General features: G+C 67.3%; 28 protein-coding genes, 1 tRNA gene and 1 pseudogene. 13 read left to right on the forward strand and 17 right to left on the reverse strand.

Going from position 1 to position 26000, the window contains the following annotated elements; translation table 11 throughout:
* Nucleotides 1–9: 9 nt before the first annotated feature.
* A complete protein-coding gene (locus M3G03_RS02360) occupies nucleotides 10–750 on the reverse strand; it encodes an SDR family NAD(P)-dependent oxidoreductase (protein WP_259807805.1) in 741 nt (246 codons plus the stop codon).
* 35 nt (nucleotides 751–785) lie between these two features.
* Here M3G03_RS02360 and M3G03_RS02365 point away from each other — a divergent pair, with 35 nt between their 5' ends.
* Nucleotides 786–1538, forward strand: coding sequence for a phosphoglyceromutase (locus M3G03_RS02365; protein WP_259807806.1), 753 nt, complete (start codon nucleotides 786–788; stop codon nucleotides 1536–1538).
* An 81-nt stretch (nucleotides 1539–1619) separates the two neighbouring features.
* Here the strand turns inward: M3G03_RS02365 and phoU are convergent, their stop codons facing one another.
* Nucleotides 1620–2288, reverse strand: coding sequence for a phosphate signaling complex protein PhoU (phoU, locus tag M3G03_RS02370; protein WP_259807807.1), 669 nt, complete (start codon nucleotides 2286–2288; stop codon nucleotides 1620–1622).
* A 220-nt stretch (nucleotides 2289–2508) separates the two neighbouring features.
* On the opposite strand from phoU, the gene M3G03_RS02375 reads away from it, so the two are divergent.
* Entirely contained in the window at nucleotides 2509–3648 is a 1140-nt protein-coding gene (locus M3G03_RS02375; protein ID WP_259807808.1) for a cell wall metabolism sensor histidine kinase WalK, read from the forward strand.
* Between the two features lie 16 nt (nucleotides 3649–3664).
* A complete protein-coding gene (locus M3G03_RS02380) occupies nucleotides 3665–4342 on the forward strand; it encodes a response regulator transcription factor (RefSeq protein ID WP_259807809.1) in 678 nt (225 codons plus the stop codon).
* Between the two features lie 29 nt (nucleotides 4343–4371).
* Here M3G03_RS02380 and M3G03_RS02385 read toward each other — a convergent pair whose 3' ends face one another.
* On the reverse strand, nucleotides 4372–4857 hold the full coding sequence (locus M3G03_RS02385) for a hypothetical protein (RefSeq protein ID WP_259807810.1): 486 nt from the start codon (nucleotides 4855–4857) through the stop codon (nucleotides 4372–4374).
* A 246-nt stretch (nucleotides 4858–5103) separates the two neighbouring features.
* Here M3G03_RS02385 and M3G03_RS02390 point away from each other — a divergent pair, with 246 nt between their 5' ends.
* The 3 genes from M3G03_RS02390 to ispF are packed head-to-tail and all read left to right on the forward strand — an operon-like array spanning nucleotide 5104 to nucleotide 6811.
* Nucleotides 5104–5589 carry a CarD family transcriptional regulator gene (locus M3G03_RS02390; RefSeq protein WP_259807811.1) on the forward strand — a complete coding sequence of 162 codons (486 nt, stop codon included), beginning with the start codon at nucleotides 5104–5106 and terminating at the stop codon, nucleotides 5587–5589.
* A 17-nt stretch (nucleotides 5590–5606) separates the two neighbouring features.
* Entirely contained in the window at nucleotides 5607–6338 is a 732-nt protein-coding gene (gene ispD, locus M3G03_RS02395; RefSeq protein WP_259807812.1) for a 2-C-methyl-D-erythritol 4-phosphate cytidylyltransferase, read from the forward strand.
* On the forward strand, nucleotides 6335–6811 hold the full coding sequence (gene ispF, locus M3G03_RS02400; protein ID WP_259807813.1) for a 2-C-methyl-D-erythritol 2,4-cyclodiphosphate synthase: 477 nt from the start codon (nucleotides 6335–6337) through the stop codon (nucleotides 6809–6811). Before ispD ends, ispF begins: the two co-directional genes overlap by 4 nt.
* Nucleotide 6812: 1 nt before the next feature.
* Here ispF and M3G03_RS02405 read toward each other — a convergent pair whose 3' ends face one another.
* The gene (locus M3G03_RS02405; RefSeq protein WP_259807814.1) at nucleotides 6813–8096 is read right to left on the reverse strand and encodes a neutral zinc metallopeptidase; all 1284 of its coding nucleotides are present in this window, start codon (nucleotides 8094–8096) and stop codon (nucleotides 6813–6815) included.
* Nucleotides 8097–8163: 67 nt separating this feature from the next.
* Here M3G03_RS02405 and M3G03_RS02410 point away from each other — a divergent pair, with 67 nt between their 5' ends.
* Complete coding sequence (locus M3G03_RS02410) at nucleotides 8164–9603, forward strand: glycine hydroxymethyltransferase (RefSeq protein ID WP_259807815.1); 1440 nt, start codon at nucleotides 8164–8166, stop codon at nucleotides 9601–9603.
* A gap of 36 nt (nucleotides 9604–9639) precedes the next feature.
* Here M3G03_RS02410 and rlmB read toward each other — a convergent pair whose 3' ends face one another.
* The 7 genes from rlmB to M3G03_RS02445 form a co-directional block, all read right to left on the reverse strand.
* Nucleotides 9640–10596 carry a 23S rRNA (guanosine(2251)-2'-O)-methyltransferase RlmB gene (gene rlmB, locus M3G03_RS02415; protein WP_259807816.1) on the reverse strand — a complete coding sequence of 319 codons (957 nt, stop codon included), beginning with the start codon at nucleotides 10594–10596 and terminating at the stop codon, nucleotides 9640–9642.
* Nucleotides 10596–12029, reverse strand: a complete 1434-nt coding sequence (gene cysS / locus M3G03_RS02420) for a cysteine--tRNA ligase (RefSeq protein ID WP_259807817.1) — start codon at nucleotides 12027–12029, stop codon at nucleotides 10596–10598. The genes rlmB and cysS overlap by 1 nt, the downstream gene beginning before the upstream one ends.
* A gap of 22 nt (nucleotides 12030–12051) precedes the next feature.
* Nucleotides 12052–12363, reverse strand: coding sequence for an antibiotic biosynthesis monooxygenase (locus M3G03_RS02425; RefSeq protein WP_259807818.1), 312 nt, complete (start codon nucleotides 12361–12363; stop codon nucleotides 12052–12054).
* Between the two features lie 21 nt (nucleotides 12364–12384).
* Nucleotides 12385–13047, reverse strand: a complete 663-nt coding sequence (locus tag M3G03_RS02430; protein WP_259807819.1) for a methionine ABC transporter permease — start codon at nucleotides 13045–13047, stop codon at nucleotides 12385–12387.
* Nucleotides 13047–14087, reverse strand: a complete 1041-nt coding sequence (locus M3G03_RS02435; RefSeq protein WP_259807820.1) for a methionine ABC transporter ATP-binding protein — start codon at nucleotides 14085–14087, stop codon at nucleotides 13047–13049. The genes M3G03_RS02430 and M3G03_RS02435 overlap by 1 nt, the downstream gene beginning before the upstream one ends.
* Nucleotides 14084–14965: a MetQ/NlpA family ABC transporter substrate-binding protein gene (locus tag M3G03_RS02440; protein ID WP_259807821.1), complete on the reverse strand. Its 882-nt coding sequence runs from the start codon at nucleotides 14963–14965 to the stop codon at nucleotides 14084–14086. The genes M3G03_RS02435 and M3G03_RS02440 overlap by 4 nt, the downstream gene beginning before the upstream one ends.
* A gap of 154 nt (nucleotides 14966–15119) precedes the next feature.
* Nucleotides 15120–16511: a DUF4032 domain-containing protein gene (locus M3G03_RS02445; RefSeq protein WP_259807822.1), complete on the reverse strand. Its 1392-nt coding sequence runs from the start codon at nucleotides 16509–16511 to the stop codon at nucleotides 15120–15122.
* A gap of 45 nt (nucleotides 16512–16556) precedes the next feature.
* Here M3G03_RS02445 and M3G03_RS02450 point away from each other — a divergent pair, with 45 nt between their 5' ends.
* Entirely contained in the window at nucleotides 16557–17426 is an 870-nt protein-coding gene (locus M3G03_RS02450; RefSeq protein ID WP_259807823.1) for a uracil-DNA glycosylase, read from the forward strand.
* Here M3G03_RS02450 and M3G03_RS02455 read toward each other — a convergent pair.
* A complete protein-coding gene (locus M3G03_RS02455; protein ID WP_259807824.1) occupies nucleotides 17359–18288 on the reverse strand; it encodes a rhodanese-related sulfurtransferase in 930 nt (309 codons plus the stop codon). The genes M3G03_RS02450 and M3G03_RS02455 overlap by 68 nt on opposite strands.
* A 20-nt stretch (nucleotides 18289–18308) precedes the next feature.
* Between M3G03_RS02455 and M3G03_RS02460 the strand changes: the two genes are divergently transcribed.
* A complete protein-coding gene (locus M3G03_RS02460; RefSeq protein ID WP_259807825.1) occupies nucleotides 18309–18902 on the forward strand; it encodes a MarC family protein in 594 nt (197 codons plus the stop codon).
* Between the two features lie 67 nt (nucleotides 18903–18969).
* Here the strand turns inward: M3G03_RS02460 and M3G03_RS02465 are convergent, their stop codons facing one another.
* Nucleotides 18970–20067 (reverse strand): ABC transporter ATP-binding protein, encoded by a 1098-nt coding sequence (locus M3G03_RS02465; protein ID WP_259807826.1) that lies wholly within the window; start codon nucleotides 20065–20067, stop codon nucleotides 18970–18972.
* A 253-nt stretch (nucleotides 20068–20320) separates the two neighbouring features.
* Between M3G03_RS02465 and M3G03_RS02470 the strand changes: the two are divergent.
* A pseudogene (locus tag M3G03_RS02470) lies at nucleotides 20321–20998 on the forward strand (DedA family protein); the annotation flags it as partial.
* Nucleotides 20998–22356 (forward strand): serine/threonine-protein kinase, encoded by a 1359-nt coding sequence (locus tag M3G03_RS02475; RefSeq protein ID WP_259807828.1) that lies wholly within the window; start codon nucleotides 20998–21000, stop codon nucleotides 22354–22356. The pseudogene M3G03_RS02470 and the gene M3G03_RS02475, both read left to right, overlap by 1 nt.
* Here the strand turns inward: M3G03_RS02475 and M3G03_RS02480 are convergent, their stop codons facing one another.
* Together M3G03_RS02480 and M3G03_RS02485 are read right to left on the reverse strand one after the other, a co-directional pair.
* A complete protein-coding gene (locus tag M3G03_RS02480) occupies nucleotides 22357–23175 on the reverse strand; it encodes a hypothetical protein (protein ID WP_259807829.1) in 819 nt (272 codons plus the stop codon).
* Nucleotides 23176–23178: 3 nt separating this feature from the next.
* The gene (locus M3G03_RS02485) at nucleotides 23179–23790 is read right to left on the reverse strand and encodes a bifunctional 2-polyprenyl-6-hydroxyphenol methylase/3-demethylubiquinol 3-O-methyltransferase UbiG (protein WP_259807831.1); all 612 of its coding nucleotides are present in this window, start codon (nucleotides 23788–23790) and stop codon (nucleotides 23179–23181) included.
* 50 nt (nucleotides 23791–23840) lie between these two features.
* Between M3G03_RS02485 and M3G03_RS02490 the strand changes: the two genes are divergently transcribed.
* Nucleotides 23841–23913, forward strand: a tRNA-Thr gene (locus M3G03_RS02490).
* Nucleotides 23914–23920: 7 nt separating this feature from the next.
* On the opposite strand, the gene manA is transcribed toward M3G03_RS02490, so the two are convergent.
* Nucleotides 23921–25123, reverse strand: coding sequence for a mannose-6-phosphate isomerase, class I (manA, locus tag M3G03_RS02495; protein WP_259807833.1), 1203 nt, complete (start codon nucleotides 25121–25123; stop codon nucleotides 23921–23923).
* A gap of 72 nt (nucleotides 25124–25195) precedes the next feature.
* Here manA and M3G03_RS02500 point away from each other — a divergent pair, with 72 nt between their 5' ends.
* Nucleotides 25196–25495 carry a DUF3263 domain-containing protein gene (locus M3G03_RS02500; protein ID WP_259807835.1) on the forward strand — a complete coding sequence of 100 codons (300 nt, stop codon included), beginning with the start codon at nucleotides 25196–25198 and terminating at the stop codon, nucleotides 25493–25495.
* Here M3G03_RS02500 and M3G03_RS02505 read toward each other — a convergent pair.
* A complete protein-coding gene (locus M3G03_RS02505; protein ID WP_259807837.1) occupies nucleotides 25479–25922 on the reverse strand; it encodes a hypothetical protein in 444 nt (147 codons plus the stop codon). The two genes, M3G03_RS02500 and M3G03_RS02505, sit on opposite strands and share 17 nt — an antisense overlap.
* Nucleotides 25923–26000 lie beyond the last annotated feature (78 nt).

Raw genomic sequence — 26000 nt, forward strand, 5'->3', positions numbered from 1 at the left:
CCTCAGCAGTCAGCCCTCACGGTGCAGCTTCCAGTTGGCTGCCTGCACCCGGGGGCGCACCACCATCCGGTCGATGTTGACGTGCTCGGGCCGGGACGCCACCCAGCCGATGCATTCAGCCACGTCTTCTGCGACCAGCGGCTCGGCGACCCCGGCGTAGACCTGGTCGGCCCGCTGCTGGTCCCCGGCGAAACGCACCAGGGAGAACTCCTCGGTGTGCACCATGCCCGGGGCGATCTCGGAGACGCGGACCGGCTGGTCGACGATCTCCAGCCGCAGGGCACCGACCATGGCACGCTCGGCGGACTTGGCCGCGTTGTAGCCCGCCCCACCCTCGTAGGAGGTTTCGGCGGCGGTGGAGGTGATCACCACGATGCAGCCGCGTCCCTCGACCAGGGCGGGCAGCAGCGCACGAGTGACGCGGGCCGTGCCGAGGACGTTGACCTGGTACATCTGGTCCCACAGGTCCAGCCGGGCCTGGGCGAGGGGCTCCTGCCCCAGCGCGCCGCCGGCATTGTTCACCAGCAATCCGAGCTCGGGACCCACCTCGGCAGCGAGCCGCGCGACGTCCTCATCACGGGTGACATCGCACTGGACAGCCTTGCCGCCGATCTCGTCGGCCAGGGCCTGGATCCGGTCCTGACGACGCGCGGCGCAGACGACCCGCCACCCCTCACGGGCCAACAGGCGAGCGGTGGCGGCGCCGATCCCGGAGGAGGCGCCCGTGACGACAGCAGTACGGGATCCCATGACCCCATTGTGTCAGCGCTCGATAGAGTGAGGCCATGACCTCAAAGCTCATCCTGCTCCGCCACGGCGAGAGTGAATGGAACCAGAAGAACCTGTTCACCGGCTGGGTGGACGTCGACATCAACGAGAAGGGTGTGGGTGAGGCGAAGAAGGGTGGTGAGCTCCTCGCATCCGAGGGCCTGCTCCCCGACAAGCTGCACACCTCGCTGCTGCGTCGCGCGATCCACACCGCCTACCTCGCCCTGGACAACTGTGATCGCCACTGGATCCCGGTCGAGCGCAGCTGGCGCCTGAACGAGCGCCACTACGGCGGCCTGCAGGGTCTGGACAAGGCGGAGACTCTGGAGAAATACGGCGAGGAACAGTTCATGCTGTGGCGCCGTTCCTACGACACCCCCCCGCCGGTCCTCGAGAAGGACGCCGAGTTTTCCCAGTGGAATGACCCTCGCTATGCCGACATCCCCGAGGACGAGCGCCCCCAGACCGAGTGCCTCAAGGACGTCGTCGCGCGCATGCTGCCCTACTGGGAGAGCAGCATCAAGCCCGACCTGGCCGCCGGCAAGACCGTGCTCGTCGTTGCCCACGGAAACTCCCTGCGCGCACTCGTCAAGCACCTGGACGGCATCTCCGATGCCGACATCGCCGGGGTCAACATCCCCACTGGCATCCCGTTGTTCTACGAACTGGACGACAACTTCCAGCCCGTGGAGAAGGGTGGCCGCTACCTCGACCCGGAGGCTGCCAAGGCGTCCATCGAGGCCGTGAAGAACCAGGGCAAGAAGAAGTGAGCTGACGCCCTCGAACACAGGAAATCCCCGGGAGCTCAAGGCTCCCGGGGATTTCTTCGTCTGTACCCGGTAGGGGCGGGATCAGAAGGTGTTGGGCCAGTTCTCGCCTTCGGGGGCCTCGCCGGTCAGCACCAGGATGATGCGACGGCCCAAGGCCACCGCGTGGTCTGCGATGCGCTCGTAGTAGCGGCCGAGCAGGGCAACGTCCACCGCTGCTTCGACACCGTAGTCCCAGTCGTCACCGAGCAGGATCTTGAACTGCTCGCGACGCAGCATGTCCATCTCCTCGTCCTCGTCGGCCAGGGTGAGGGCAGCAGCGGTGTCACGATCGGCGAGGGTCTTCATGGCGGTGGTGATCATCTCCACGGCCAGCTCGGACATGCGGTTGAAATTGGCCGACAGGTCGTCGGGGACGGCCTTCTCGGGGAACCGAAGTCGAGCGATCTTGGCCACGTGGGCAGCCAGGTCGCCCATGCGCGCCAACTCGAAGGTCATGCGCATGGAAGCCACGACGGTGCGCAGTTCGCCGGCAACGGGAGCCTGACGGGCCAGCAGGATGAAGGCACGCTGCTCGATGTCATCGTGCATCGCATCGATCTTTGAGTCATTGGAGATGACCTGCTCGGCGATGTTGAGATCGGCGTTCACCAGGGCCTTGCTGGATTCGATGACGGCGGTCTTGACCAGGTCGGTCATCGAGACGAGGTCGTTGATGACGCTCTCGAGTTCTTCGCGGTAGTTTTCGCGCACGGACAGTCCCTTCGTTGCGGCGGACGCCCGGTTGGCCCACCAGCGGTCATTCTACGTGGAGGGGCCCCCACAGGCCCTTGAGCACATAGCGACCACGACGCTAGGGTGCCCACGCGGCGCCGACGTTGAATTGCGATGAACGCTCGGTGAACAGAATCTGAAGGCTGTGGCAGCGACTGGGCGAGGTGGCGTCCACCGCACAGCGCCCTAAACTGAGGCCGTGGATCTGTGGTTGGCCGTCATCGGCACGGCGGTGGCGAGCTTCCTGATCGGGCTGGTGGCAGCAGGCGCCGGTGTGGGCCGGCGGCCCAGTCAGGGTCCACGGTTGCACACCGGGGATGTCCACCCCCAGTTGAAGGCCATGGTGGGCATGCTCAAGGCAGGCGGCATGGTCGTCGGCCCCCACGACCAGGTGCTCTACTCCAACATCGCAGCCCGTACGCTGGGTGTTGCCCGTGGTGACAGGATCGCGATCGATTCGGTTCTCGAACTGGTCCGTGAGTGCCGCAGAAGCCAACAGGGCACCACGACCGATATTGAGCTCAGCCGTGGCGCCGGCGCCCCGGTCGTCCACCTGACCCTCCGAGTGGCCGCGTTCGAGGACGGAGTCGTGGTCGTCCTGGCCGACGACAGGACGCCGCTGCTGCGAGTTGACGAGACCCGCCGAGACTTCGTCGCCAACGTCTCCCACGAGTTGAAGACTCCGATCGGCGCCATCTCACTGCTCGCCGAGGCCGTGGGAGAGGCGGCTGACGACCCCGAGGCCGTCTCGCACTTCGCCTATCGCTTGCGCAAGGAGTCCCAGCGGCTGGCGGACCTGGTCTCCCAGATCATCGAACTGTCGCGTCTGCAGTCCAGTGACCCGATGCTGGGCCGCGAGGCCGTCGAGGTGCACGAAATCGTCGACGGGGCCATCGATCGCTGCCGTGAACTGGCGGGCCAGCGCCAGGTCTCGATCTCCGAGACCGGTGATGAAAGCCTGGAGCTGCGCTGTGATGCGCCCCGCCTCGAGGATGCCCTGACCAACCTGCTGCAGAACGCCATCATCTACTCCGACGAGGGCAGCAGGGTCGCGTTGACGTACCGCAAGGTCTCAGACGCCGACGACGAGTTCATCGACATCGCCGTGGCCGACAACGGCATCGGCATCAGGCCTGAGGACCAGCAGCGCATCTTCGAGCGCTTCTACCGCGTCGACTACGCCCGCTCCAGGGAGAGCGGCGGCACGGGCCTGGGCCTGTCCATCGTCAAGCACATTGCCGCGATCCATGGCGGTACGGTGAACGTCTGGAGCCGCCCCGGGCAGGGTTCGACCTTCACGTTGCGCCTGCCCGTGCTGGACCCCGACACCGAGAACTGAGAAACAGGAGACAGTGATGGCACGAATCCTCATCATTGAGGACGAACAGTCCTACCGCGAGGCGACTGCCTTCATGCTGCGCCGCGAGGGCTTCGAGGTTGCCGAGGCCGGGGATGGCGCGGAGGGGCTGGCCGAGTTCGAGCGCAATGGTGCGGACCTGGTCCTGCTCGACCTGATGATGCCCGGCATGCCGGGCACGGAGGTGTGCCGGCTGCTTCGCCAGCGCAGCAGCGTCGCCGTGATCATGGTGACCGCCCGCGACTCCGAGGTCGACAAGGTGGTCGGGCTGGAACTGGGTGCCGACGACTACGTCACCAAGCCGTTCAGTCACCGAGAGCTGGTTGCCAGGATTCGCGCCGTGCTGCGCCGGGGTGCCGATGTCGATCTCGCCCCCGATGTCATCGAGTCCACCGGTGTCCGCGTCGACGTCGAACGCCACGAAGTCTCTGTCGATGGGACGCCGGTCCGCCTGGCGCTGAAGGAGTTTGAACTGCTCGAACTGCTCCTGCGCAATGCTGGACGAGTCATGACGCGCGGCCAGCTGATCGACCGGATCTGGGGAGCCGACTACGTGGGGGACACCAAGACACTGGACGTGCACATCAAGCGCCTGCGCTCGAAGATCGAGAAGGATCCGGCCAATCCGGTGCTGGTGGTGACGGTGCGAGGCCTCGGCTACAAGTTCGAGGGCTGAGTGGAGGCCCGCCCAGCCCGGGGTTGAATTCAGCCGGCCTTGACGTCCGCGTAGTCCGGGTTGTCGGTGCTGACGACCGGGACGGTGATGTCCACCGCGCCGCCCCGCTCGAACTGCAGCGTGAGGTCAGCATTGAAACCGGGGGTGAGCTTGCCCTTGGGCGTGGTCAGCTTCATGTCGGTGAGCTTGACCAGCGTGTTCGGCTTGACCTCGATGCGGCCATCGGGGAAGGTCAGGTCTCCGACCTCGTTTCCATTGGCGTCCAGCGCCTTGCCGGTGATCTTGGTGAGGGTGTCATTGCCGCGGATGCTGACCAGCGAGCCGGTGAGCACTGCCTGCTCGCCATCAACCACCAGGACGAGCGCGCGCACCTTGGTGTCGCCGGCGTCCACATTGGTGCCGACGCCCGGGGTGTAGGGCTGGGCCGTGAAGGTGCTGGTGCAACCGCTCAGTGCCACAGCGCCGACGACGGCGAGGGCGAGGACTCCGCGTCGGGTGGGGGCTCCGGTGCTCATGGGCGTCTCCCTTGGGTTGCTCAGCGTCAGGCTTTGTCATCGATAGACTAGCCATAACAGTGCCGGTGAGCACAGTCGCGCGGCCTTCTGAGATGTATCCCACCCCACCCGGTAGTGACCATCAGGCATAGAAGCCAGGCAAAGTCAAGAGGCCAAAAAGCCTCACTCTGCCACCTGTGGACGCCCACCGCCAACTTCCTGCCCGGCGTGGCGTGCTAGAATGGCTCATGAAAGGGGTACTTCTTCATGACTTTTACGGTCGGCGAAACGGTGGTCTATCCCAATCATGGGGCTGCGGTCATCGAGGACATCGAGACTCGCAAGATCAAGGGTGAGGACAGGCTCTACCTGGTCCTTCGAATCATTGGTCAGAACGATTTGGTGGTGAGGGTTCCGGAGAGCAACGTCGACCTGGTCGGTGTTCGCGACGTCGTCGATGCCGACGGTCTGGAGCGGGTCTTCACCGTGCTCCGTGCTCCCCACACCGAGGAGCCGACCAACTGGTCGCGTCGTTACAAGGCGAACCTCGAGAAGCTGCACTCGGGCAATGTGCTCAAGGTGGCCGAGGTTGTCCGTGACCTGTGGCGTCGAGAGAAGGATCGTGGTCTGTCGGCTGGCGAGAAGCGCATGCTGGCCAAGGCTCGTCAGATCCTGGTCTCCGAGCTTGCCCTGGCCGAGAAGGTCGAGGAGGACCGCGCAGAGGTCCTGCTGGACGAGGTCCTGGCTTCCTGATCACCGGTTGAACCCGGGTGGATGAATCTGTCTCCACGCCCGTCGCGGGCGTGATCGTTGCTGCCGGTTCGGGCGTCAGGCTCGGCGGTGCGATGCCCAAGGCGCTGCGCGAGATCCGGGGACGATCCTTGGTCGCGCGGTCGGCCGATGCCCTGCTTGCTGGTGGATGCACCCATCTCGTGGTGGTCGTCGCCCAGGGATTGCAGGAGCACTTCCAGGCGGCTCTGGCGGGCATCAACGCGCCCATCTCCTATGCGGTGGGCGGTAGCCGCCGTCAGGACTCCGTGGTGGAGGGATTGCGTGTTCTTGCCACTGACCCTGAGCTGGCCACGTGTCGCGTCGTCCTGGTACATGACGCAGCCCGCGCGTTGGTGCCGCCCTCGGTGGTGGGCACGGTGATCGAGGCCGTCAACGGAGGTGCCGCCGCGGTGATTCCCGTGATCCCGATGATCGACTCGGTGCGCCGGGACGAGCATGAGGCGGGCAGTTCCGTGGTGGACCGCAGCGATCTCAGGCTGGTCCAGACGCCGCAGGGTTTTGACCTGCAGGTCCTGGTGGCCAGCCACGCCGTCGCCCTGCGACGGGGGCTGGAGGTCACCGATGACGCAGCCGTCTGTGAAGCGACCGGCCACCCGGTGTTGCTGGTGCCGGGGTCCCGGGACTCCCTCAAGGTGACCGAACCCTTCGACCTCGTCGTTGCCGAGGCCATCTGTGACCAGCGCGAGATCCACCAGGAGGACCCCGCATGATCCTGCCTCGCACCGGAATCGGCACCGACGTCCACCAGCTCGTGGAGGGGGAGCCGATGTGGTGCGCCGGGCTTCACTTTCCCGATGAGGCGCGCGGGCTCTCTGGTCACAGCGATGGTGACGTCGCATGCCATGCCGCCTGCGATGCGCTGCTTTCCGCGTCCGGGTTGGGGGACATGGGCAGCAACTACGGCACTTCGAGACCTGAATGGGCCGGTGCCTCGGGCATCGCCTTTCTGATCGAGACGGCCAGGCGTGTGCGCGCCGCCGGGTTCGAACTCGGCAATGTCGCGGTCCAGGTGATCGGGAACCGTCCTCGCATCGCCGCCCGGCGCGCGGAGGCCGAACGTGTCATGGAGGAGGCGTTGGGCTGCCCGGTGAGCCTGTCCGCAACCACCACCGACGGGCTCGGGCTCACGGGGCGCGGTGAAGGCGTTGCGGCTGTGGCGACCGCGCTGATCGTGCCAGCCTGAGTCAGGCGACCTGGTCCGGGCTGACCACGTAGGAGTTGCACACCGCGACGTCGCTGCTGCCCAGGCCCTTGGTGGCCCATGCCTCGCGTGTGTGCATCTTCGGATGCGTCGACTCCTTGTCGACGCGAGGACGCCCCGGGCGATCGGACCCGAAGTTCCTGAACGTGCTGATCACCTGCGCGTGGTCGGCCGAGGTCATCTCCAGTGACTTGCTCGTGCTGCGGAAGAACATCGCGGCCATGCAGTCCGCCTGGGCCTCGTTGCGACGCACCAGCAGCAGGGCCTCGGACTTGGTCTTGGCCCTGTCAGCGGCCAGGTTACGGGCAGGGATGATGCCACTGCGCCCCTGGACCAGGTGAGCGAACTCGTGGGCCATGATGGACTCCAGCGCCCAGGTCTTGTCGTCCATGTCCAACACGTCGAGTACGTCGATGGCGAAGTAGAGGTTCTGGTCGCGGGAGCAGTACATGGCGTTCTTCATCTGCATCTTGCCGCAGGGGGTCTGGCGCGGGGTGGTCATGACCGTGATCGTGGGGCGAATCGCCTTGTATTCGGCGGCATCCAGGGCGGGGCCCCAGACCCGCAGCAGGCAGTCGAGTTGCTCCTCGAGCCGGGCCTTCATCTCGCTCGCCGTGGCGCCCGCCATGTCCTTCCTGGCCATCTCGCACCGAACCGGCACCGCCAGTGACTCGTCGTAGAGCGTGTTCCCCTCCATCAACTCGTTCATGTCGCTCACCGTCGCTTGGGGGAGAGGGGGGTTCACCGACTGCGTCGTCGGGATGACGTAGTCCTCGTTCTTCCACTCCGGGGTCGGCGATGCCGTGGGCCCCAAGGGGCCGCCGCCATCGCGGGACTGTACCCAGACCGCCACCAGGGCGACGCAGAGAGCGATCACCAGAACAGTCAGCGCCGCCACCGCCTTGTCCCCCCTTGCCTTGGGGGTCGGCTGCGGGAAGGGCTGCTGATAGGGGTAGGGGGGACGCTGCTGTGGCTGCTGCCAGGGGCCCTGCTGCCACGGCCCCGGTTGCGGCTGTTGCTGCCATGGGGGAGGCTGCAGCTGCCAGTGCGCTGGCTGGGCAGGGGCCCCCATCGGCGGCGGCTGGAAGTGGTTCTGCTGGTAGGGAGCCGGCCAGGGCTGCTGGGGGTGCTGCCGATCCGGCGGCTCGGGCCGCCAGGAATTGCGAAACTGTGGCCCTGTGGGTCGGCTCACCGGAGTGGGCTGACTTGCCGGCAACCACGATTGTCCGCCCTGGGGCGGCTGCGGGTGCTGGAAGTCGCTGGTCACCCCTCCACTGTAGGCGTCGGGGGGGCTAGATTGGGCTGGGTCAGTTCCCCTCGCCCAGGAGTACGCCGTGTCCCAGGTCAACGCTGAGCTGAACAGCGCCTACAAGACCATCCTCAACGTCATCGGCGGCATCGAACCTCGCATCGCCGAGGCCACCCGTCAGGAGCTGGCAGACCAGCGCGCGTCACTCAAGTTGATCGCCTCGGAGAACTACGCCTCCCTGCCGGTGCTCGCGACCATGGGCACCTGGTTCAGTGACAAGTACGCCGAGGGCACCGTCGGGCACCGCTTCTACGCCGGCTGCCAGAATGTCGACACCGTTGAGTCGGTCGCCGCCGAGCACGCCCGCAACCTCTTCGGCGCCGAGTACGCCTACGTCCAGCCGCACTCCGGGATCGACGCCAACCTGGTCGCCTACTGGGCCATCCTGGCCAACCGCATCGAGAGTCCGGCCCTGGAACAGCTGGGTGCCAAGACGGTCAATGATCTCACCGAGCAGGACTGGGAGACCCTCCGCAAGACTTTCGGTGAGCAGCGGGTGATGGGCATGGCGCTGGACGCCGGCGGCCACCTCACCCACGGCTTCCGGCACAACATCTCCGGCAAGATGTTCCACCAGCGCAGCTATGGCACTGATCCCGAGACCGGTCTGATCGACTACGACAAGCTGCGCCGGGACGCCAAGGAGTTCAAGCCCCTCATCCTCATCGCGGGCTACTCGGCCTATCCGCGCCGGGTCAACTTCGCCACCATGCGCGAGATCGCCGACGAGGTCGGCGCCGTTCTCATGGTCGACATGGCCCACTTCGCCGGGCTTGTCGCCGGAAAGATCTTCCAGGGTGATGAGAACCCGATCGCCCACGCCGATGTGGTCACCACCACCACCCACAAGTCCCTGCGCGGCCCGCGCGGCGGCATGGTGCTGTCCACCAAGGAATTCGCCGCAGACATCGACCGCGGCTGCCCGATGGTGCTGGGCGGCCCGCTCTCGCACATGATGGCTGCCAAGGCCGTGGCCCTCGCCGAGGCGCAGACCGCCGACTTCCAGACCTACGCCCAGAATGTCGCCGACAACGCCCAGTCCCTGGCCGAGGGCTTCCTGAAGCGCGGCGGCAAGCTGGTCACCGGCGGCACCGACAACCACCTGGTCCTGCTCGACGTCACCACCTTCGGCCTGACAGGCCGCCAGGCCGAGTCCGCCCTGCTCGACGCCGGTGTGGTCACCAACCGCAACTCGATCCCGCAGGACCCGAACGGCGCCTGGTACACCTCCGGCGTTCGCCTCGGTACCCCCGCGCTCACCACCCGCGGCTTCACCGGCGAGGACTTCGACCGTGTCGCCGAGCTCATCGTGGACGTGCTGGAGAACACCACCCCGGTCACCGCCTCCACCGGCAAGCCCGGGAAGGCGAAGTACACCCTGGCCGACGGTGTCGCGGACAGGACCAAGCAGGCCGCCAACGAGCTGCTCAACAACCATCCGCTCTACCCCGGACTGGAGCTCTGAGCCTCAGTTCCTCTGCGGCGGCCACCCGAGGGGTGGTCAGCCGCGGCATCGCCCGATCTCGTAGAGCGCGATGGACGCGGCCACGGAGGCATTGAGGGATTCCACCTCGCTGCTGATGGGGATCGACACCAGGTGGTCGCAGTTGTCACGGACCAGCCGGGACAGGCCCTCACCCTCGGAGCCGAGCACGACGACCAGGGGGCCGTCCACGCCGGGGATGCCCGCGACGTCCACGTCCCCTTCGCCGGCGAGGCCGACGATGGTGAAGCCCGCCTTGGCGTACTGCTGCAGGCTCCGGTTCAGGTTGGTGGCCATCGCCACGGGGATGCGGGCAGCCGCACCCGCGGAGGTCTTCCACGCCGCAGCTGTCATCGACGCCGAGCGACGTTCCGGGATCACCACGCCATGCGCCCCGAAAGCAGCCGCGGAGCGGATCACCGCACCCAGGTTGCGGGGGTCGGTGATCTGGTCGCAGAACACGACCAGCGCCTCCCGGTCCTCGTCGTTGATGGCGTCTGCCAGCACATCATCCGGGTGCGCGTACTCGTAGGCCGGCAGCTGCAGGGCGACGCTCTGGTGCAGCGCGCCCTGGGTGAGCCGGTCCAGTTCGACGCGGGTGACCTGCATCAGCGGGATCGACTTCTCGGCAGCGATCTTGAGGATGTCGCGCAGGCGGTCGTCGCGATCGGCGCCCTCGGCGACGAACGCGGTCTTGACCGGCAGCCCGGCCTGGAGCGCCTCGAGAACGGGATTGCGGCCGACGACCCACTCCGGGCCCGCCCCCGGGCGTCCTTTGGTGAGGTTGCGGCGGGGCTGGGCGGCCTGGCGCTTGGCGGCAGCCTGCTTGGCCTTGTAGGCCTTGTGGTACGTGCGGTCCTCCGCCTTGGGCGTGGGGCCCTTGCCCTCGAGCCCTCGACGGACGCGCCCGCCGGAGCCGGCAGTGCGTCCCTTGCCCTTGGTGGTGGCGCCGCGGCGCTGCGAGTTTCCGGCCATCAGTTCTTCTCCAGTTCCCACCGGGCACCCTGCGGGGTGTCGGTGATCTTGAGGCCGAGTGCGGCCAGTTGGTCGCGGACGGCATCAGCGGCGGCCCAGTCCTTGCGGGCGCGGGCATCGGCGCGCTGGGCCAGCATCGCCTGCACCAGCCCGTCGACCACCGGCTCCAGCTCGCCGGACCCCCCAGAGGCGAGGTGCGCCCATTCGGGGGCGTCCGGGTTGAGGCCCAGGACGTCGAGCATGTCGAGGACCTGTGCCAGCAGGGGAGCCAGGGCATCCAGGTCCTTGGCGGCGATCGCCTTGTTGCCGTCGCTGATCGTGCCGAACAGGGACGCGACCGCTCCCGGCGTCCCGAGGTCATCGTTCATCGCCTCGACGAAGGCGGTGGGCAGGTCTGCCTCGACCACGGGCACCTCGAGTTCGCGTGCCCGGGCCAGGAAGCCGTCAATGCGCTCGATCGCCTTGCCGGCCTCGTCGAGTGAGCCGCGGGTCGCCTCGTCGGCGGGGGAGAAGTCGATCATGGAACGGTAGTGCGGGGCGAGCAGGAAGAAGCGGACCGCGCGCGGGTTGTGCATCCGGGTCACCTCGCTCACCTTGGCGGTATTGCCCAGGGATTTGCTCATCTTCTCCCCGGCCATGGTGACCCACGCGTTGTGCATCCAGTAGTGCGCGAAGGGACGCCCGGCAGCCCGCGACTGGGCCAGTTCGTTCTCGTGGTGCGGGAAGCGCAGGTCGATGCCTCCGCCGTGGATGTCGAAGGCATCGCCCAGGTACTTGCCGGCCATGGCGGAGCACTCGATGTGCCAGCCCGGGCGTCCACGGCCCCAGGGTGAGGGCCAGGAGGCGGTCTCGGGCTCGCCCGCCTTGTGGCCCTTCCAGAGGGCGAAGTCGCGCGGGTCTCGCTTGCCGCGCGGGTCGGCGTCGCCCGCGGGCTCCATCTCGTCGAGCTTCTGGTGGGACAGCTCGCCGTACTGGGGCCAGGAGCGTACGTCGAAGTAGACGTCGCCGGATTCGTCGGGGGCGGGGTAGGCGTGGCCGCGATCAATGAGGGTCTGGATCAGCTCGACCATCTCGGGGATGTGGCCGGTCGCACGCGGCTCGTAGGTGGGCGGCAGGCAGCCCAGCGACGCGTAGGCCTCGTGCAGCTCGTTCTCGAACTCGTACGCATGGGCGTACCAGGCCACGCCACGCTCGGCGGACTTGGCCAGGATCTTGTCGTCGATGTCGGTGACATTGGCGATGATGTCGACCTGGTACCCGCAGTGCTCAAGCCAGCGGCGCAGGACGTCGAAGACGACCTCCTTGCGAATGTGGCCCAGATGCGGGGAGGACTGCACGGTCAGGCCACAGTGGTAGATCGAGACCCGACCCTCGACGAGGGGCGTGAAGTCATGGACCTGACGGGTGGCGGAGTCGTACAGACGGAAGTTCACCCCGTCAGTCTAGTGGGGCAGGTCAGCCACGATGCTGGTCGAAATCGACGACGCTGTAGCTCCACAGTTCGGCGGAGATACCGGCAGGACTAGGGCGACCCGAGCCGTGCGCCTTGGTGAAGGCGGCACCGGAGGCCCAGGACTGGTAGGCGTCCTCGTCGCGCCAGCGGGTCACGACCAGCCAGGTGGTGCGGTCGTCGGCCGGACGCAGCAGCTCGAAGCCCTCGAAGCCGTCCTGCCCGTCGACGGCGCCCTGGCGCTGGGCGAAACGCTCCGCGAGGGTGTCGCCGGAGTCGGCCGGCACGGTGATGGCATTGATCTTGACGATGCTCATGGTGCCCAGCCTAGGCATCGTTCAGCGGTGTTGCGTCCGCCTCGCCAGCCAGTTCCCCAGGAACTGCACGGCCTGCACGATCACGACGATGACCAGCACGGTGATCCAGGTGATGGCCCAGTCGAAGCGCTGGTAGCCGTAGCTCAGCGCGAAGGCGCCCAGGCCGCCGCCGGCCACGATCCCGGCCAGGGCGGACATGTCCACCACGGCGACGAACAGGAAGGTGTAGCCCAGGATCAGCGGGGCCAGCGCCTCGCGCAACAGCACGGTGTGGATGATCCGCCAGGTCGAGGCACCCATCGCTCGGGCCGCCTCGATGACTCCCGGGTCGACCGACACCAGGGACTGCTCCACCAGCCGCGCCGTGGCCATGGAGACCATGATCGAGGCGGGGAAGATGAAGGCATTGGTGCCGATGGAGGTTCCCACAACCGCTAGGGTTAGCGGCCCCATCGCGGCGATGAAGATGATGAAGGGGATCGGCCGGAAGAAGTTGATGATCACGTTGAGGATCGTGAACACCACCTTGTTCTGCTTCAGCCCTCCGCGGCGGGTGAGGTACAGCGTCAGGCCCAGGGCCAGACCGACCAGACCGCCGATGCCCATGGCTACCGCGACGATGTAGAGGGTCGTCCCGATGGCCTCCAGGAAGATGTCGCCATTGGTCGAGAAGTCGAACTTCATCAGGCCACCACCTCCACGTCGGTGAAGTCGCGGACCGCGGCGATGGCCCCGGCAACTTGGTCCTCGGTGCCCTTGAGCGAGAAGGTCAGCGAACCGTAGGGGCGGTCGGCGATCTCCACGATCGAGCCGTAGACCAGGTCAGCGTGAACGCCGGCATCGTTGAGGGTGTTGACCACGGTGCGTCCGGCGGTGTCCTCATCACGAATGGTGACCGTGATCAGCCGGCCGGGGTAGTTCGCGGCCAGGCGCTTCAGCGCCGCCGGGGTGGGCCTGTCGCGCAGGGAGGTCTGGACGAATCGTCGGGTCGTCGGGTGCTGGGGCCGGCTGAAGATGTCGTAGACCTCGCCGGACTCGATGACCTTGCCGGACTCCATCACGGCCACGCGGTCGCAGAGGTTGCGCACCACGTCCATTTCGTGGGTGATGATGACGATGGTGATGCGCAGCTCCTTGTTGGCGCGGCGGAGCAGCTCGAGCACCTCGTCGGTGGTCTGCGGGTCGAGCGCCGAGGTGCATTCATCGGCCAGCAGGATCTTCGGGTTGGACGCCAGCGCGCGGGCGATCCCCACCCTCTGCTTCTGGCCTCCGGAGAGCTGGCTGGGGTAGGCATCGGCCCGGTCGGCGAGACCGACGAAGTCGAGCAACTCGGCGACCCTCGCGCGGCGCTTCGCCTTGTCCCACTGCTTGTTCTGGGCGTGGAGGATCTCCAGCGGGTAGGCCACGTTCTGGGCGACGGTCCGCGACTGCAGCAGGTTGAACTGCTGGAAGACCATGCCGATGTCGTGGCGCACGGTGAGCAGCTGCTTCTCGCTCATCGCCGAGACCTCGTGCCCGTCGACCACCAGGCGTCCGCTGGTGCAGGGCTCGAGGCCGTTGACCAGGCGGACGAGGGTGGACTTGCCGGCTCCGGAGAAGCCAATGACGCCGAAGACCTCTCCGGCGTTGATGTCCAGGGAAACGCCATCGACGGCGTGCAACTCGCCCTTCCTGGTGGTGAAGGTCTTGTGCACGCCGTCGAGCGTGATGATGGGTGCGGTCACTTCAGCGACGCGGTGACCTCGGCGAGGATCTTCTGCAGTTCCTCGGGGGTCTTGTCAACGAAGACCGCGGAGCCACCGGAGTCCTTGGCCAGAGCGGCACGAACATCCTTGTCAGCGAACAGCTTGCCCAGCTTCAGCAGGGTCTCGTTGTTGGCATCGGCCTTGCGGACAACGAAGACGTTGATGTAGGGCTCGGCAGCCTTGGAGGAGGCATCGTCGCTGAACAATGCCTTCTTCGGGTCCAGACCGGCGTCGGCCACGAAGTCGTTGTTCACGACCGCACCGTCAATGGAGGACAGGGCGGTCACGGTCTGCTGGGCGTCCATCGGGGAGACCTTGACCTTGGAGGCGGCGGTGTCGATGTCCTCCTCGGCGGCGATGACGCCGGTGCCGTCCTTGAGCTTCAACAGCTTGGCCTCGGCCAGCACGTGCAGCGCACGGGACTTGTTGGTCTCGTCGTTGGGGACGGCGATCTGCGCACCCTGGGGGATGTCCTCCAGCTTGGTGTGCTTCTTGGAGTAGAGCGCGAGCGGGTAGATCGCGGTGGAGGCGATGGGCACCAGGTCGGCGTTCTGGTCCTTGTTGTAGCGGGCCAGGTAGAGCAGGTGCTGGAACTGATTGGCGTCCAGGGAGCCGTCCTTCACCGCCGGGTTCTCAGTGGTGTAGTCGGTGAAGTCCTTGATCTCGACCTTGATGCCGGCCTCTTCGGCCTTCTTCGTGAACACGGTCCACTGTTCCTGGGACGCACCCACGACGCCGATGGTGATCGGCTTGTCCTTGCCGTCACCGACGGACTCGGTCTTCTTGCCGCAGCCCGTCAGCAGGAGGGCGAGGGCAGCGGTCAGAGCAACCACTTTCGCGGTCAGGCTCTTGGTCATTGGTGATTCCTTTCGTTCGGGGCAACAAGCCCCACACCGCAAAGAGCGGCGCGCTGGGTGGGGTGCCGTGCTGGGCACGACGTTCGTCGCGACAAGCGACGAGCTCCAGTTTTGCTCCTGAACCACCGGGCAGGCAACCCATCTCAGATCGCGACTACTCCTGGGGGCGTGCTTTCGCCCTCAGCGAATTGATGTCGAGGACGGACGCGGCCGCGACGTCGATCTCCTCGGCATCCTGCTCCCAGGGGTCGAAGATCGGGATCTCATCGGTCGCCTCGACGTAGCCCTTGGACGGGTCGTAGGGGTTCACCGGGGTCATGCCCTGCTGGGTGACCTGCACCATGGAGGCCTGGGTGACCGCCTCATCCGGCAGTGCGGTGAGGAAGTCGCGGATGTAGCTGTCGGCCGCCTCCCACAGCGGCACCTCGCGGTTGAAGGCCTGGGACTGGTACCAGCGGTGGTCGAGGACCTCGTGGAAGAACTGGGCATTGTCACGCTTGCCGCGCAGTTCGTCAGGGATCCGCCGCACCGTCGGCTCGTAGCACTCGGTGAGCCACTGGTGGGCGACGACGGCCTCGTCCACCCAGCCCAGGTTGTTGCGTGCCCGATAGGTGTCCAGGTCGTTGAGCATGCGTCGAGCCTGGTTCTCCTCGGCGTCCAGGCCGGTGAGGCGGAGCAGCCGCCGCGAGTGGTGGCCGGGGTCGACCACCTTGGGCTGGATGCGGATCTGCTCACCGCTGGTGTCGGTGGATACCTCCAGTTCGGCGACGTCGAAGCCCAGCGCATTGAGCCGGCGAACGCGTCCCTCGATGCGGTGGATCTCGCCGCCGGAGAACTCCTCGACGCCAGTCAGCTCGCTCCACAGCTCGTTGTAGCGGGCCTCGATGGTGTCAACCAGGGTCAGGGGGTCGAGCGAGCTGTCGAGCAGGCCGCCGGCCTCGAGGTCGAGGAACTCGCCGAACAGGTTGGTGCGCGCGATCGTGAGGTCGTGCAGCCGCTGGCCGTCGGTGAGCTTGTCGTGCAGCTCGCCGGTTTCAGCGTCCACCAGCCAGGCGGCGAAGGAGTCGGCATCGCGGCGGAACAGGACGTTGGAGAGCGACACGTCACCCCAGAGGAAACCCAGCAGGTGCAGCTGGGCGAGCAGCACCACGAGAGCGTCCAGCAGCCGCATCACGGTGTCCTGGCGCACACCTGAGTGGAACAGGGAGCGGTAGGGCAGCGAGAAGGACAGGTGCCGGGTGATCAGGATCGGGTCGAGCTGGGTGCCGTCGCGGGTCAGGCGCCCACTCACCACGGCCACCGGCTCGACACTATGGGCGCCGAGCCGACGCAGGTCGTGGAGCAGCCGGTACTCGTGCACGGCCAGGTGCTCGATGACCTCCTTGGCGGCGTAGACCTCGTCGCCGACCCGGATGAACCGCACCACATGTCGGGAGATACCTCGGGGCAGCGCAACCAGCAGGTCGGTGGGCCATTCCTCGAGCGGCGTCGACCAGGGCAGCGGGATCAACCGCGAGTCGGGCTGGGAGGAGAGGAAGCGTGGCACCCTGCCAGTCTGCCAGCCGACTGCCTCTCCCACTAGCCTCACCCCATGGAGCACTTGCCGAATCCACTCACCGGACAGCTCTTCGACTCCCCGGTCCCGCCCGGAACCGGGTGGCCCGGCGACCCTGCAACGGCCGAGACTGCGGTCGCCGCAGCGCCTGCCGAGGTGCGCCACCTGGCACGTACGGCCACCACGCTCGAGGAGTTGGACGCAGTGATCTCCGTCTGTCGCGCCTGCCCTCGGCTGGTGGCCTGGCGGGAGGAGGTGGCTGAGAGCAAGCGCAAGTCCTTCGCTGACCAGCCCTATTGGGGACGCCCGGTGCCCTCCTTCGGGGACTCTTCCGCCCGGCTCCTGGTGCTGGGTTTGGCGCCGGCAGCGCATGGCGCCAACCGCACCGGTCGCATGTTCACCGGTGACCGCTCCGGGGACTGGATCTTCGCCGGGCTCCACCGGGCCGGCCTCGCCACCCAGGCGACCTCGGTGTATGCAGGGGACGGGCAGGAACTCCTCGGCGTCCGGATGGTGGCCCCGGTGCACTGCGCGCCCCCGGCGAACGCGCCCACCACCACGGAGAAGGCGACCTGTTCAGGCTGGCTGGATCGTGAACTCGCGCTGCTCACCGAGGTCGGTGCGATCCTCGCTCTGGGTGGGATCGCCTGGCAGGCGGCACACACCACGGCGGTCAGGCTGGGCTGGAAGGTGCCGAAGCCCCGCACCCCCTTCGGGCATGGTGCCACCAGCACCTTCACCCGCCCCGACGGGCGCGAGGTCACGCTGGTCGGTTGTTACCACGTCTCCCAGCAGAACACCTTCACCGGCAGACTCACCGAATCCATGCTGGACGCGGTCATCCAGCAGGCGTGGGAGTGTGCCCACCACACCAGTTCTGGTCATCCCCACACCCTGGACAGGTGACCAGCCGCTCCTGGCAGGCGGGGTCCGAGCAGTTCTGCAGCCGGCTGGTCGGCTCGCCGCACCGGTGGCAGCGCCCGATCACGGTGGCGTCGGGCCCAAGGTCGACCACCGACCGTTTGTCGAAGACGGTGAGCCCGCCCTCCCACAGCCCGGTGTTGCCGAAGCGCTCGCCATAACGGACGATGCCGCCCTCGATCTGGTAGACCTGCTCGAACCCGCGATGGCGCATCAGTGCCGAGAGCACCTCGCAGCGGATCCCGCCGGTGCAGTAGGTGATCACCGGCCGGTCCTTGAGGTGGTCGTACTTCCCGGAGTCCAGCTCGCGCACGAAGTCGTGGGTGGTGGAGGTGTCGGGGACGATCGCGCCGCGGAAGCGTCCCACGGCTGCCTCGATGGCATTGCGCCCATCGAAGAAGACCGCATCGGGGTGCGACTCGACCAGCTCATGCACCTCATCGGGGCTCAGGTGGGTGCCGCCACCCACGATGCCCTCGGCGTCCACCTCGACCTCACCGGGGACGCCGAAGCTGACGATCTCGTCGCGGGCCCGCACCCGCAGCTTGGGGAAGTCGAGCGAATAGCCCTCCGCGTCCAGGCCGGTCCCCTCGGACCATTTCCAGTCGATGTCGCGGAACGCGGGGTAGGTGCGGCAGGCCTTGATGTACTGCTTGCAGGCCTCGACGGCGCCGCCGACGGTACCGTTGATGCCATGCGGGCTGACGATGATCCGGCCGCGCAGTTTCAGCGAGCGGCACAGTTCCCACTGCCACAGACGCACTGCCTCGGGGTCGGCCAGCGGGGTGAAGCGGTAGTAGAGCAGGATCTTCGGCACGGGCACCGGGCCATTATGGCGTGTCCACATGGTGGGATATCCTTCGGCCCGTGACTTTTACCTCCGCTGCCCTGACGTTCCTCCTCGTGATGGACCCGTTGGGCAATGTGCCGCTCTTCCTGGCGGCCCTGCGGCACACGGCTCCCGAACGCCGGATCAAGGTGGTGCTCCGCGAGCTGCTGATTGCGCTGGTGCTGATGCTGGTCTTCCTGGGGCTGGGGCGCAGCATGCTGTCGGTGCTGCACGTCTCGGAGGAGGCGCTGACGGTTTCCGGTGGCGTGATCCTGCTCTTGATCGCGGTCCGGATGATTTTCCCCAGCGAGGATGCCAACCTGCAGGAGGTCGTCCACGGGGAGCCCTTCATCGTGCCGCTGGCGGTGCCCTACATCGCTGGCCCCTCGCTGCTGGCCACCGAGATCCTGGTGGTGAGTTCGGGACGCCCGGGGCAGTGGCCGTTGTGGCTTGCTGCGTTGCTGGTGGCCTGGGCGCTCTCGGCCGTGGTGCTGCTCGCCTCAGGCTGGCTGCAGCGTTACCTGGGTGACAAGGCGCTGACCGCCATCGAGAGGTTGATGGGCATGGTGCTGGTCATGATCGGTGTCCAGATGCTCATGGATGGCATCGGCCACTACGCAGCCACCTTCTGATCCCCTCGCAGTACACGACAAAGGGCCCGGCCGAAGCCGGGCCCTCTGCTGTTGTCGCGGTGCGACCTCAGGAGATGCGGTCCTGGGTGGCGTTGCTGAACACGTGGACGTTGTTGGGATCGATGCCCAGGCGAACCTGCGCGCCACGCTGGGGTGGGCGACGCGAGGAGATGCGGGCGACGATCTGCTGGGCGGTGATGCGCTCGTCCTCCGACAGACCCGACAGGGTGCCATAGAGGTAGGCGTCGGCGCCGAGCTCCTCGACCACGGCCACGTCCAGGCCGATGCCCTGCTCGTTCTCGGCCAAGGTGAAGTTCTCCGGGCGGATGCCCAGGGTGAGGGTGTCCTCGCCCTTGGCGCGGTCCAGGATCTCGCGGGAGACCGGAACGACGTAGTCACCGATCTGCACGCCGCCGTCGACCACCTTGCCCTGCATCAGGTTCATGGCGGGGGAGCCGATGAAGCCGGCCACGAAGAGGTTCTTCGGGGTGTCGTAGAGGGCCAGCGGGGAGTCGACCTGCTGCAGCTCACCGGCGGACATGACGGCCACGCGGTCACCCATGGTCATGGCCTCGACCTGGTCGTGGGTCACGTACACGGTGGTGACCCCCAGGCGCGACTGGAGGGCCGCGATCTGGGTACGGGTCTGCACACGCAGCTTGGCGTCCAGGTTGGACAGCGGCTCGTCCATCAGGAAGACCTGCGGGTCACGGACGATGGCGCGTCCCATGGCAACACGCTGGCGCTGACCGCCGGAGAGGTTCTTCGGCTTGCGGTTGAGGAACTCCTCCAGGCCCAGCAGCTTCGCGGCCTCGAGGACGCGCTTCTGGCGATCGGCCTTGGGAACGTTCTGCATCTTCAGGGCGAAGCCCATGTTGTCTGCCACCGTCATGTGCGGGTACAGCGCGTAGTTCTGGAAAACCATCGCGATGTCGCGGTCCTTGGGCGGCAGGTCGGTGACGTCGCGGTCGCCGATGTGGATGCTGCCGGCGTTGACCTCCTCGAGGCCGGCCAGCATGCGGAGGCTGGTGGACTTGCCACAGCCGGAGGGGCCGACGAGGACCATGAACTCGCCGTCGCCGATCTCGAGGTTGAGCTTGTCAACAGCGGGGCGCTCAGAGCCCGGGTAGATGCGCGTGGCATCCCTGAATGTGACCTTGGCCATGCCAATTGTCCTTTCCACGGGCAGGTACGTGCCCGACGATCCGTAGTGGAGTGTCCCCCGAAGGGGCTTCACAAAAGATACCCCCACACCCTGACAAAACTGGAAACGGGTCCGGAAAGTAATCAAGTGGTTACCTCTCCGGCCCCACTGGGACGCGACCAGCAGTCTCGGCTTGCTCCTCGTCACCGCGGTGGGGGGCTGACCGCCCAGTACTCTCGGACGCGTGAGTGAACCCAACAGCACCCAGCCCACCGCCACCAAGGAGTGGTGGCAGGAGGAGGGCATGCCCTGGAAGCAAAAGCCGGGGCGCCAGGACTACTGGTGCCTGGGCTGGATCATGTTCATGGGTATCTTCGGGCTGGCGATGCTGCCCCTGCGCGGCTGGCTGCTGGGGCTCAATCCACCCCTGCTGGTGGCGCTGACCGGGTCGCGCTCGGGCACTGCGGCGATGGGCGCCCTCGCCTCCCAGGGGCTCGCGCCCCACTGGTACTGGTACCTGCTCGCCGGGACGATCATGTCGATCAAGTTCGACTGGGTCTTCTGGTGGGCGGGCAAACTGTGGGGCCGGGGCATGATTGAGGTCTGGGCGGGACGCAGTGAGCGGGCGGGGAAGAACTATGCGCGCGCCGAACGCTGGGCGCAGAAGCTGGGCTGGCTGGGCATGTTCATTGCCTACATCCCCATCCCGCTGCCGCTGATGCAGGTGATCTTCGTGCTGGCGGGCGCCTCGCGGATGAGCCTGAAAAAGTTCGTGGCGCTGGACTTCCTGGCGTCCACCGTCTGGCTGCTCGGCTACTTCGCGCTGGGTTGGGTGGTCGGGAAGCCGGCCGTCGAGCTGCTCAAGGAGTACGCCAAGATCGCCAACTACGTCGCCATCGCGTTGATCGTGTTCATCGTTGTCGGTCCGATGTTCCAGCGGCGCAAGGGCTGATGGCGTCCCCGGGTCGGCTGGGCAGCCGCTACCAGCTCGAGGAGCTCATCGGGCGCGGTGGCATGGGCGAGGTGTGGCGCGGCACGGACGACGAGGGGAATGCGCTGGCCTTCAAGGTCCTCCATTCCCACTACCTCGACGACGAGGACATGCTGCGCCGGTTCATCTCCGAGCGACGACTGCTCACCGACATCGACCACCCGAACCTGGTCAAGGTGCACGACCTGGTCCTGGAGGGCTCGACGCTCGCGATCGTGATGGAACTGGTGGAGGGCGGCGACCTGCGCCGGTTGATCCAGCAATGCGGGCCATTGGCTCCGGCCGACATCGCGGCGGTGGGGGCACAGATCGCCGAAGGGCTGGCCGCCATCCACGCCCAGCGGATCGTGCACCGGGACATCAAGCCCGAGAACGTGCTCATTGCCCCGGAGCCCACCGGGGCGCTCGCCAAGATCACCGACTTCGGCGTCGCGCGGCTCTCCGCGGACGACCTGACTGTGGACCGCACCACCGTCGTTGCCGGCACCCCGCAGTACATGGCTCCCGAAGTGGTGCAGGGACGCGTCCCCACCCCGCAGTCGGACCTCTACTCACTCGGATTGGTCCTGTACGAGCTGGCCTGCGGCGTCACTCCCTTCCAGGGGCGTTCCCCGGCCGGGGTGATGTACGCCCAGGCGAACGATGTTCCGAGCCGGCCCGTTGGTGTCCCTGACCCGCTGTGGGAGGCCATCGAGCGGTTGCTCCACAAGGAGCCCACCCAGCGTCCCAGCGATGCCCGCGTGGTCGCCCACCACCTCACCACGCTCCGGCAGTACCTGACAGGATTGCCTGCCGCGCCCAGGCTTCAGGAGCCCCCACCATCCACGCCCCTGTCCCAGCCGGCGCACCAGGTCGCGGCGGTGCCTGCGCTCCCGCCGGCGAGGAAGCGCCGGTTCCCGTGGGTCGTGGTGCTGATCCTGCTGGCGCTGCTGCCGGCCGGCTATGCCGCATCAGCCCTGGTGCGTCCAGTGCCGACGGAGGTCGACCCTCCGCGGCCGACTCCCACGGCCTCCGCCAGCCCGACACCCAGCCCCACCCACAGCACGACGCAGCCCACCTCGGAGACCCCGACGCCGAGCCCAACCTTCCCGCCGAGCGTGAAGGCGTGCACCGAGCGGGTGGGCGTCAACGAGAACACCACCTGCCCCTTCGCCCAGAACGTCGCCCGGGCCTGGGAAGCAGAGGGCAGCAGGACCGACGTGGTCGAGGTCACCGCCTGGAGCCCCGCGGTTCGCAAGGACATCACGATGACCTGCGTGCCCGGGCAGGTCGTGATCTGCACCGGCGGGAACCGGGCGGCGGTCTACATCAAGCCCTGATCACAGCGCGTTGGCCAGGGTCGTCAGGGCCTGCGTGCCCTCGCCGAAGGAACCGGCCTCGACGGCCATGGCCACCGGGAGCCGACCACCCGGGGTCTCGAACCAACCGAATTGGCGCACCAGGTAGCCGCCCTGCCGCGCCGGCCCCCAGCCGCCCTTGGCCACCGGCCGGGTGCGGTCAGCGATACCCCAGTGCTGCTGGGCGTCCAGGTGGCGCATGTCCTCCAGCAGCGCGCCGCTGTCGGGCAGGGAGGCGAATCCCAACAGGTAGCGCAGCTGGTCATCGGTCTCCCAGGGTGTCTGTCCGAAGACCGACCAGGGCGCCTGCAGGCGGGTGGTCGGCACCATGGTGCGCTGGTCGCCGCCGCGTCGTAGTTCCTGGGTGAGCCGCCCAGCACGGTGCACGTCGTTGCTGCCCAGGGACGCCCACAGTCTCTCCGCGGCGTCGTTGTCCGAGGCGCGGATGGCGGCGCGCTTGTCAGCGGCCGAGCCCGAGGTCGCCACCAGGACGAGGGGTACCTTGATGGTCGACCACGCCGGAGCCGCCGTGAGCGAGCCGGCGGAGCGGACGGTGTCGTCCCACCAGGACATGCTGATCCGCGCGCCTCGCCGTTCCAGCCCGGCCACGACTATGGCAGGGGACTGGCGGGGGCGCGCCCACCGGGCGGTGGGGCTCCTCCCCGGCGCCGAACTCGTCGGGCGCAGGACCGCGGTCTGGCGCGGCGTGGGTGGTGCTTCCGACGACGGCGCCACCTGCTCCGGCGTTCGTGAGCATCCGACCAGCCCCAGACCGGCCAGCACCACCGTCCGGCGGCGCATGGCTCAGGCCTTGCGGAAGATGGCGACGAGGAAGTTGTCGCCGTCCCTGTAGGGGCGCAGGTCCCAGGTGGACAGCGCCAGATCCAGCTCGAGACCACCCTCGGCGGCGTCCGCCATGAAGTCGTTGAAGTCGTAGCCACGGCCGGCGCCGAAGCCGATGGCGCAGCGTCCCTCGTCGGACAGGTGCTGGGCGAATCGACGCAGGACCTCAGTCCGGGTGCTCTCGGCCAGGAAGCCCATCACATTGCCCGCGCACACGATCGCATCGAACTTCTCGGCGACGCCGCGGGCGGGAAGGTCCATCTCGGCCAGGTCACCAACGAGGTACCGCGGCCCCGGATGGTCCTCCTGCGCAGCCTTGATCAGCCCCGGGTCCACGTCGACGCCGACCACCTTGTGGCCCAGGAGGTGCAGGCGTCCGGCGACGCGGCCGGGGCCGCACCCGGCGTCGAGGATGTGGGCCTGGCGCGGGACCATCGCGTCGATCATCCGGGCCTCGCCATCGAGGTCATGGCCCTGGGCGGCCATCACCTTGAATCGTTGGATGTAGCGGGCAGTGTGCTGGGGGTCTGCTTCGATGATGCGCTGCCACGTGGACGCTTCTGGGTGGGTCACCGCACCATCGTAGCCATGGCACAATGGACGGCGACCCACCCCCGGGTCATGCCTCCGTAGCTCAGTTGGTAGAGCGCCTCTCTTGTAAAGAGGATGTCGTGGGTTCGAATCCTGTCGGAGGCTCCGCGAATCAGGCGTACACGCCCGCTGAGGCCAGGTACGCCTCGGCATCGCCGTGCACGCGCACGACCTCCCCGGCGGGGATGAATGCCGCCTGGCCCTTCACCAGCTCCTGGGTCTCGTCGGCCGTTGCGCAGTCCAGGAAGCCGTCCAGGACGAACAGGATGCGTGCCCCCTCGGTAGCCGGGAGCAGGGTCGGCTCGCAGGAATCAGTGCCGCGTCCGACGTGGATCTTCCACAGCGCGAACTCCGGGGCGTCCGTGGGGTAGTGCACCAGCCCGGGCGCAGGCATCTGGGGAGTGACCAGCGCCTTCTCCTCACCGGTGAAGGTGAGCACCTGGAGCAGGCCGTCGACGTCGATGTGCTTGACGGTGAGGCCGCCGCGCAGGACGTTGTCGGAATTGGCCATGATCTCCACGCAGGTGCCGCGCATGTGGGCGTGCAGGTTGCCGGGCTCCAGATAGGTGGCCTCCCCCGGCTTCAGCTCGACCCTGTTCAACAGGAGCGCCGCCAGGATCCCGCGATCACCGGGGTAGTACTCGTCCAGTTCCAGGGCAGTCCGTGCGAACCTGCCCATCTCGCTGTCCTCGTCGCGGTAGGGGAGGCAGGCAGCCACCACCTGGTCGACCAGCCCGCGACGCTCCTCCGACAGGCTCAGGGCGTCCAGGAAGACCTCGGCGAGCGCCGCACTGCCGCCCCGCTGGGTGAGGGGCCCAATGACGCTGTCCAGGCCGGGAACGCTGAGGCGCTCGAACAGGGCTGCTGTCTGGGAGGCGGGGCGGAAGCCGCTGAGGGTCACGAAATCGGTGAGCGCGAGCGCCATCTCCGGCTTGGGCCAGTCGTCCTTGTAGGTGCGATCGGACGCCTGGAGGTCGATGCCCTCGTCGTTCTCCTTGGCGAAACCGGCCTCGGCTTCGGCCCGGTTGGGGTGGGCCTGCAGACTCAACGGCTGCCCGGCGGCCAGGATCTTGAGCATGAAGGGGAGCACATCGCCGAAATGTTCACGGGACTTCTCGCCCAGCACCTCGGGGTGCTCGGTCACCAGGGCAAGCAGGTCGGTATCGTCCTGGGGAAGGCGGCTCGGCTTGAGCGGATGGGCCCCGAGCCACAGTTCTGCCTGGGGGTCGCCGGTGGGCTCCACGCCGAGCAGACGGGGGATCGAATCGAGCGATCCCCAGGCGTAGTTCTGGATCGCGCCTTGCAAGAGCTTCATGGCCGGGATTCTATCCAGCGCCTCCTTCGGCGATGAATGACAGTCATGTGATTCGAGCGTAGACTGCTCCTCATGTCAGCGCAGCGCCACATGTCCGTCGTCCCTGAGGCGCAGGCCGAGGTCGGCCTCAGCGACCGCGACGCCGCCATCCTGGCCTTCGAGAAGAGTTGGTGGGCGGCCGATGCGTCCAAGGCCAGTGAGATCCGCGAGCGCTTCAACATGTCGACCACGGCCTACCACCAGATCCTCAACGGGCTGCTGGACAACCCTCACGCCCTGGCCGCCGAACCGCTGCTGGTCAAGCGCCTGCGTCGCCTGCGGGAATCACGCCAGAAGGCGCGCTCCGCGAGCCGCCTCACCCATCACGGCTGAACCGCCGCCGAAGGGGACGCTGCTCGTACCCGCCGCGTTCGAGGCCAGCGGCACGTTCGAAGAAGTTCGCTGACGCCCGGTCTCCGGTGCGCACCCACGACCAACCCATGCATGCGGTGTAGATCGGCAGGTAGAGCAGGCCCAGTGAGTAGGCGTACTGCCAGGTGTGGTGCTCTTCGTGCTCGACCAGTCCGGGACGCCGCTCTGCGAGCTCACGCCACGAGTGGTGGCCGGTGATCAGCACGGAGCCGAGGGCGAAGGCACCCGCAATGGGGAACTTCAGTCGATAACCCTCGGCGAGCCAGAGCCCGTCGCGTCCCCTGGTGATGTGCGCGCGGCCCAGAGTGGCGACCACAAGGCCCAGGGGAGTCGACAGGTTGCACCAGTTTGCGACGTTGCGAACGCGGGCCATCGGCGAAATGCTCATGGACGCATTCTGCCGCCGGTCAACTCTTTGCACTCGCAGGGGTCGAGTGCTAAGAATGGTGTTGGCACTCGAAGCATC

The organism is Aestuariimicrobium sp. p3-SID1156 (assembly GCF_025144225.1).
In the GTDB taxonomy this organism is placed as follows: domain Bacteria; phylum Actinomycetota; class Actinomycetes; order Propionibacteriales; family Propionibacteriaceae; genus Aestuariimicrobium.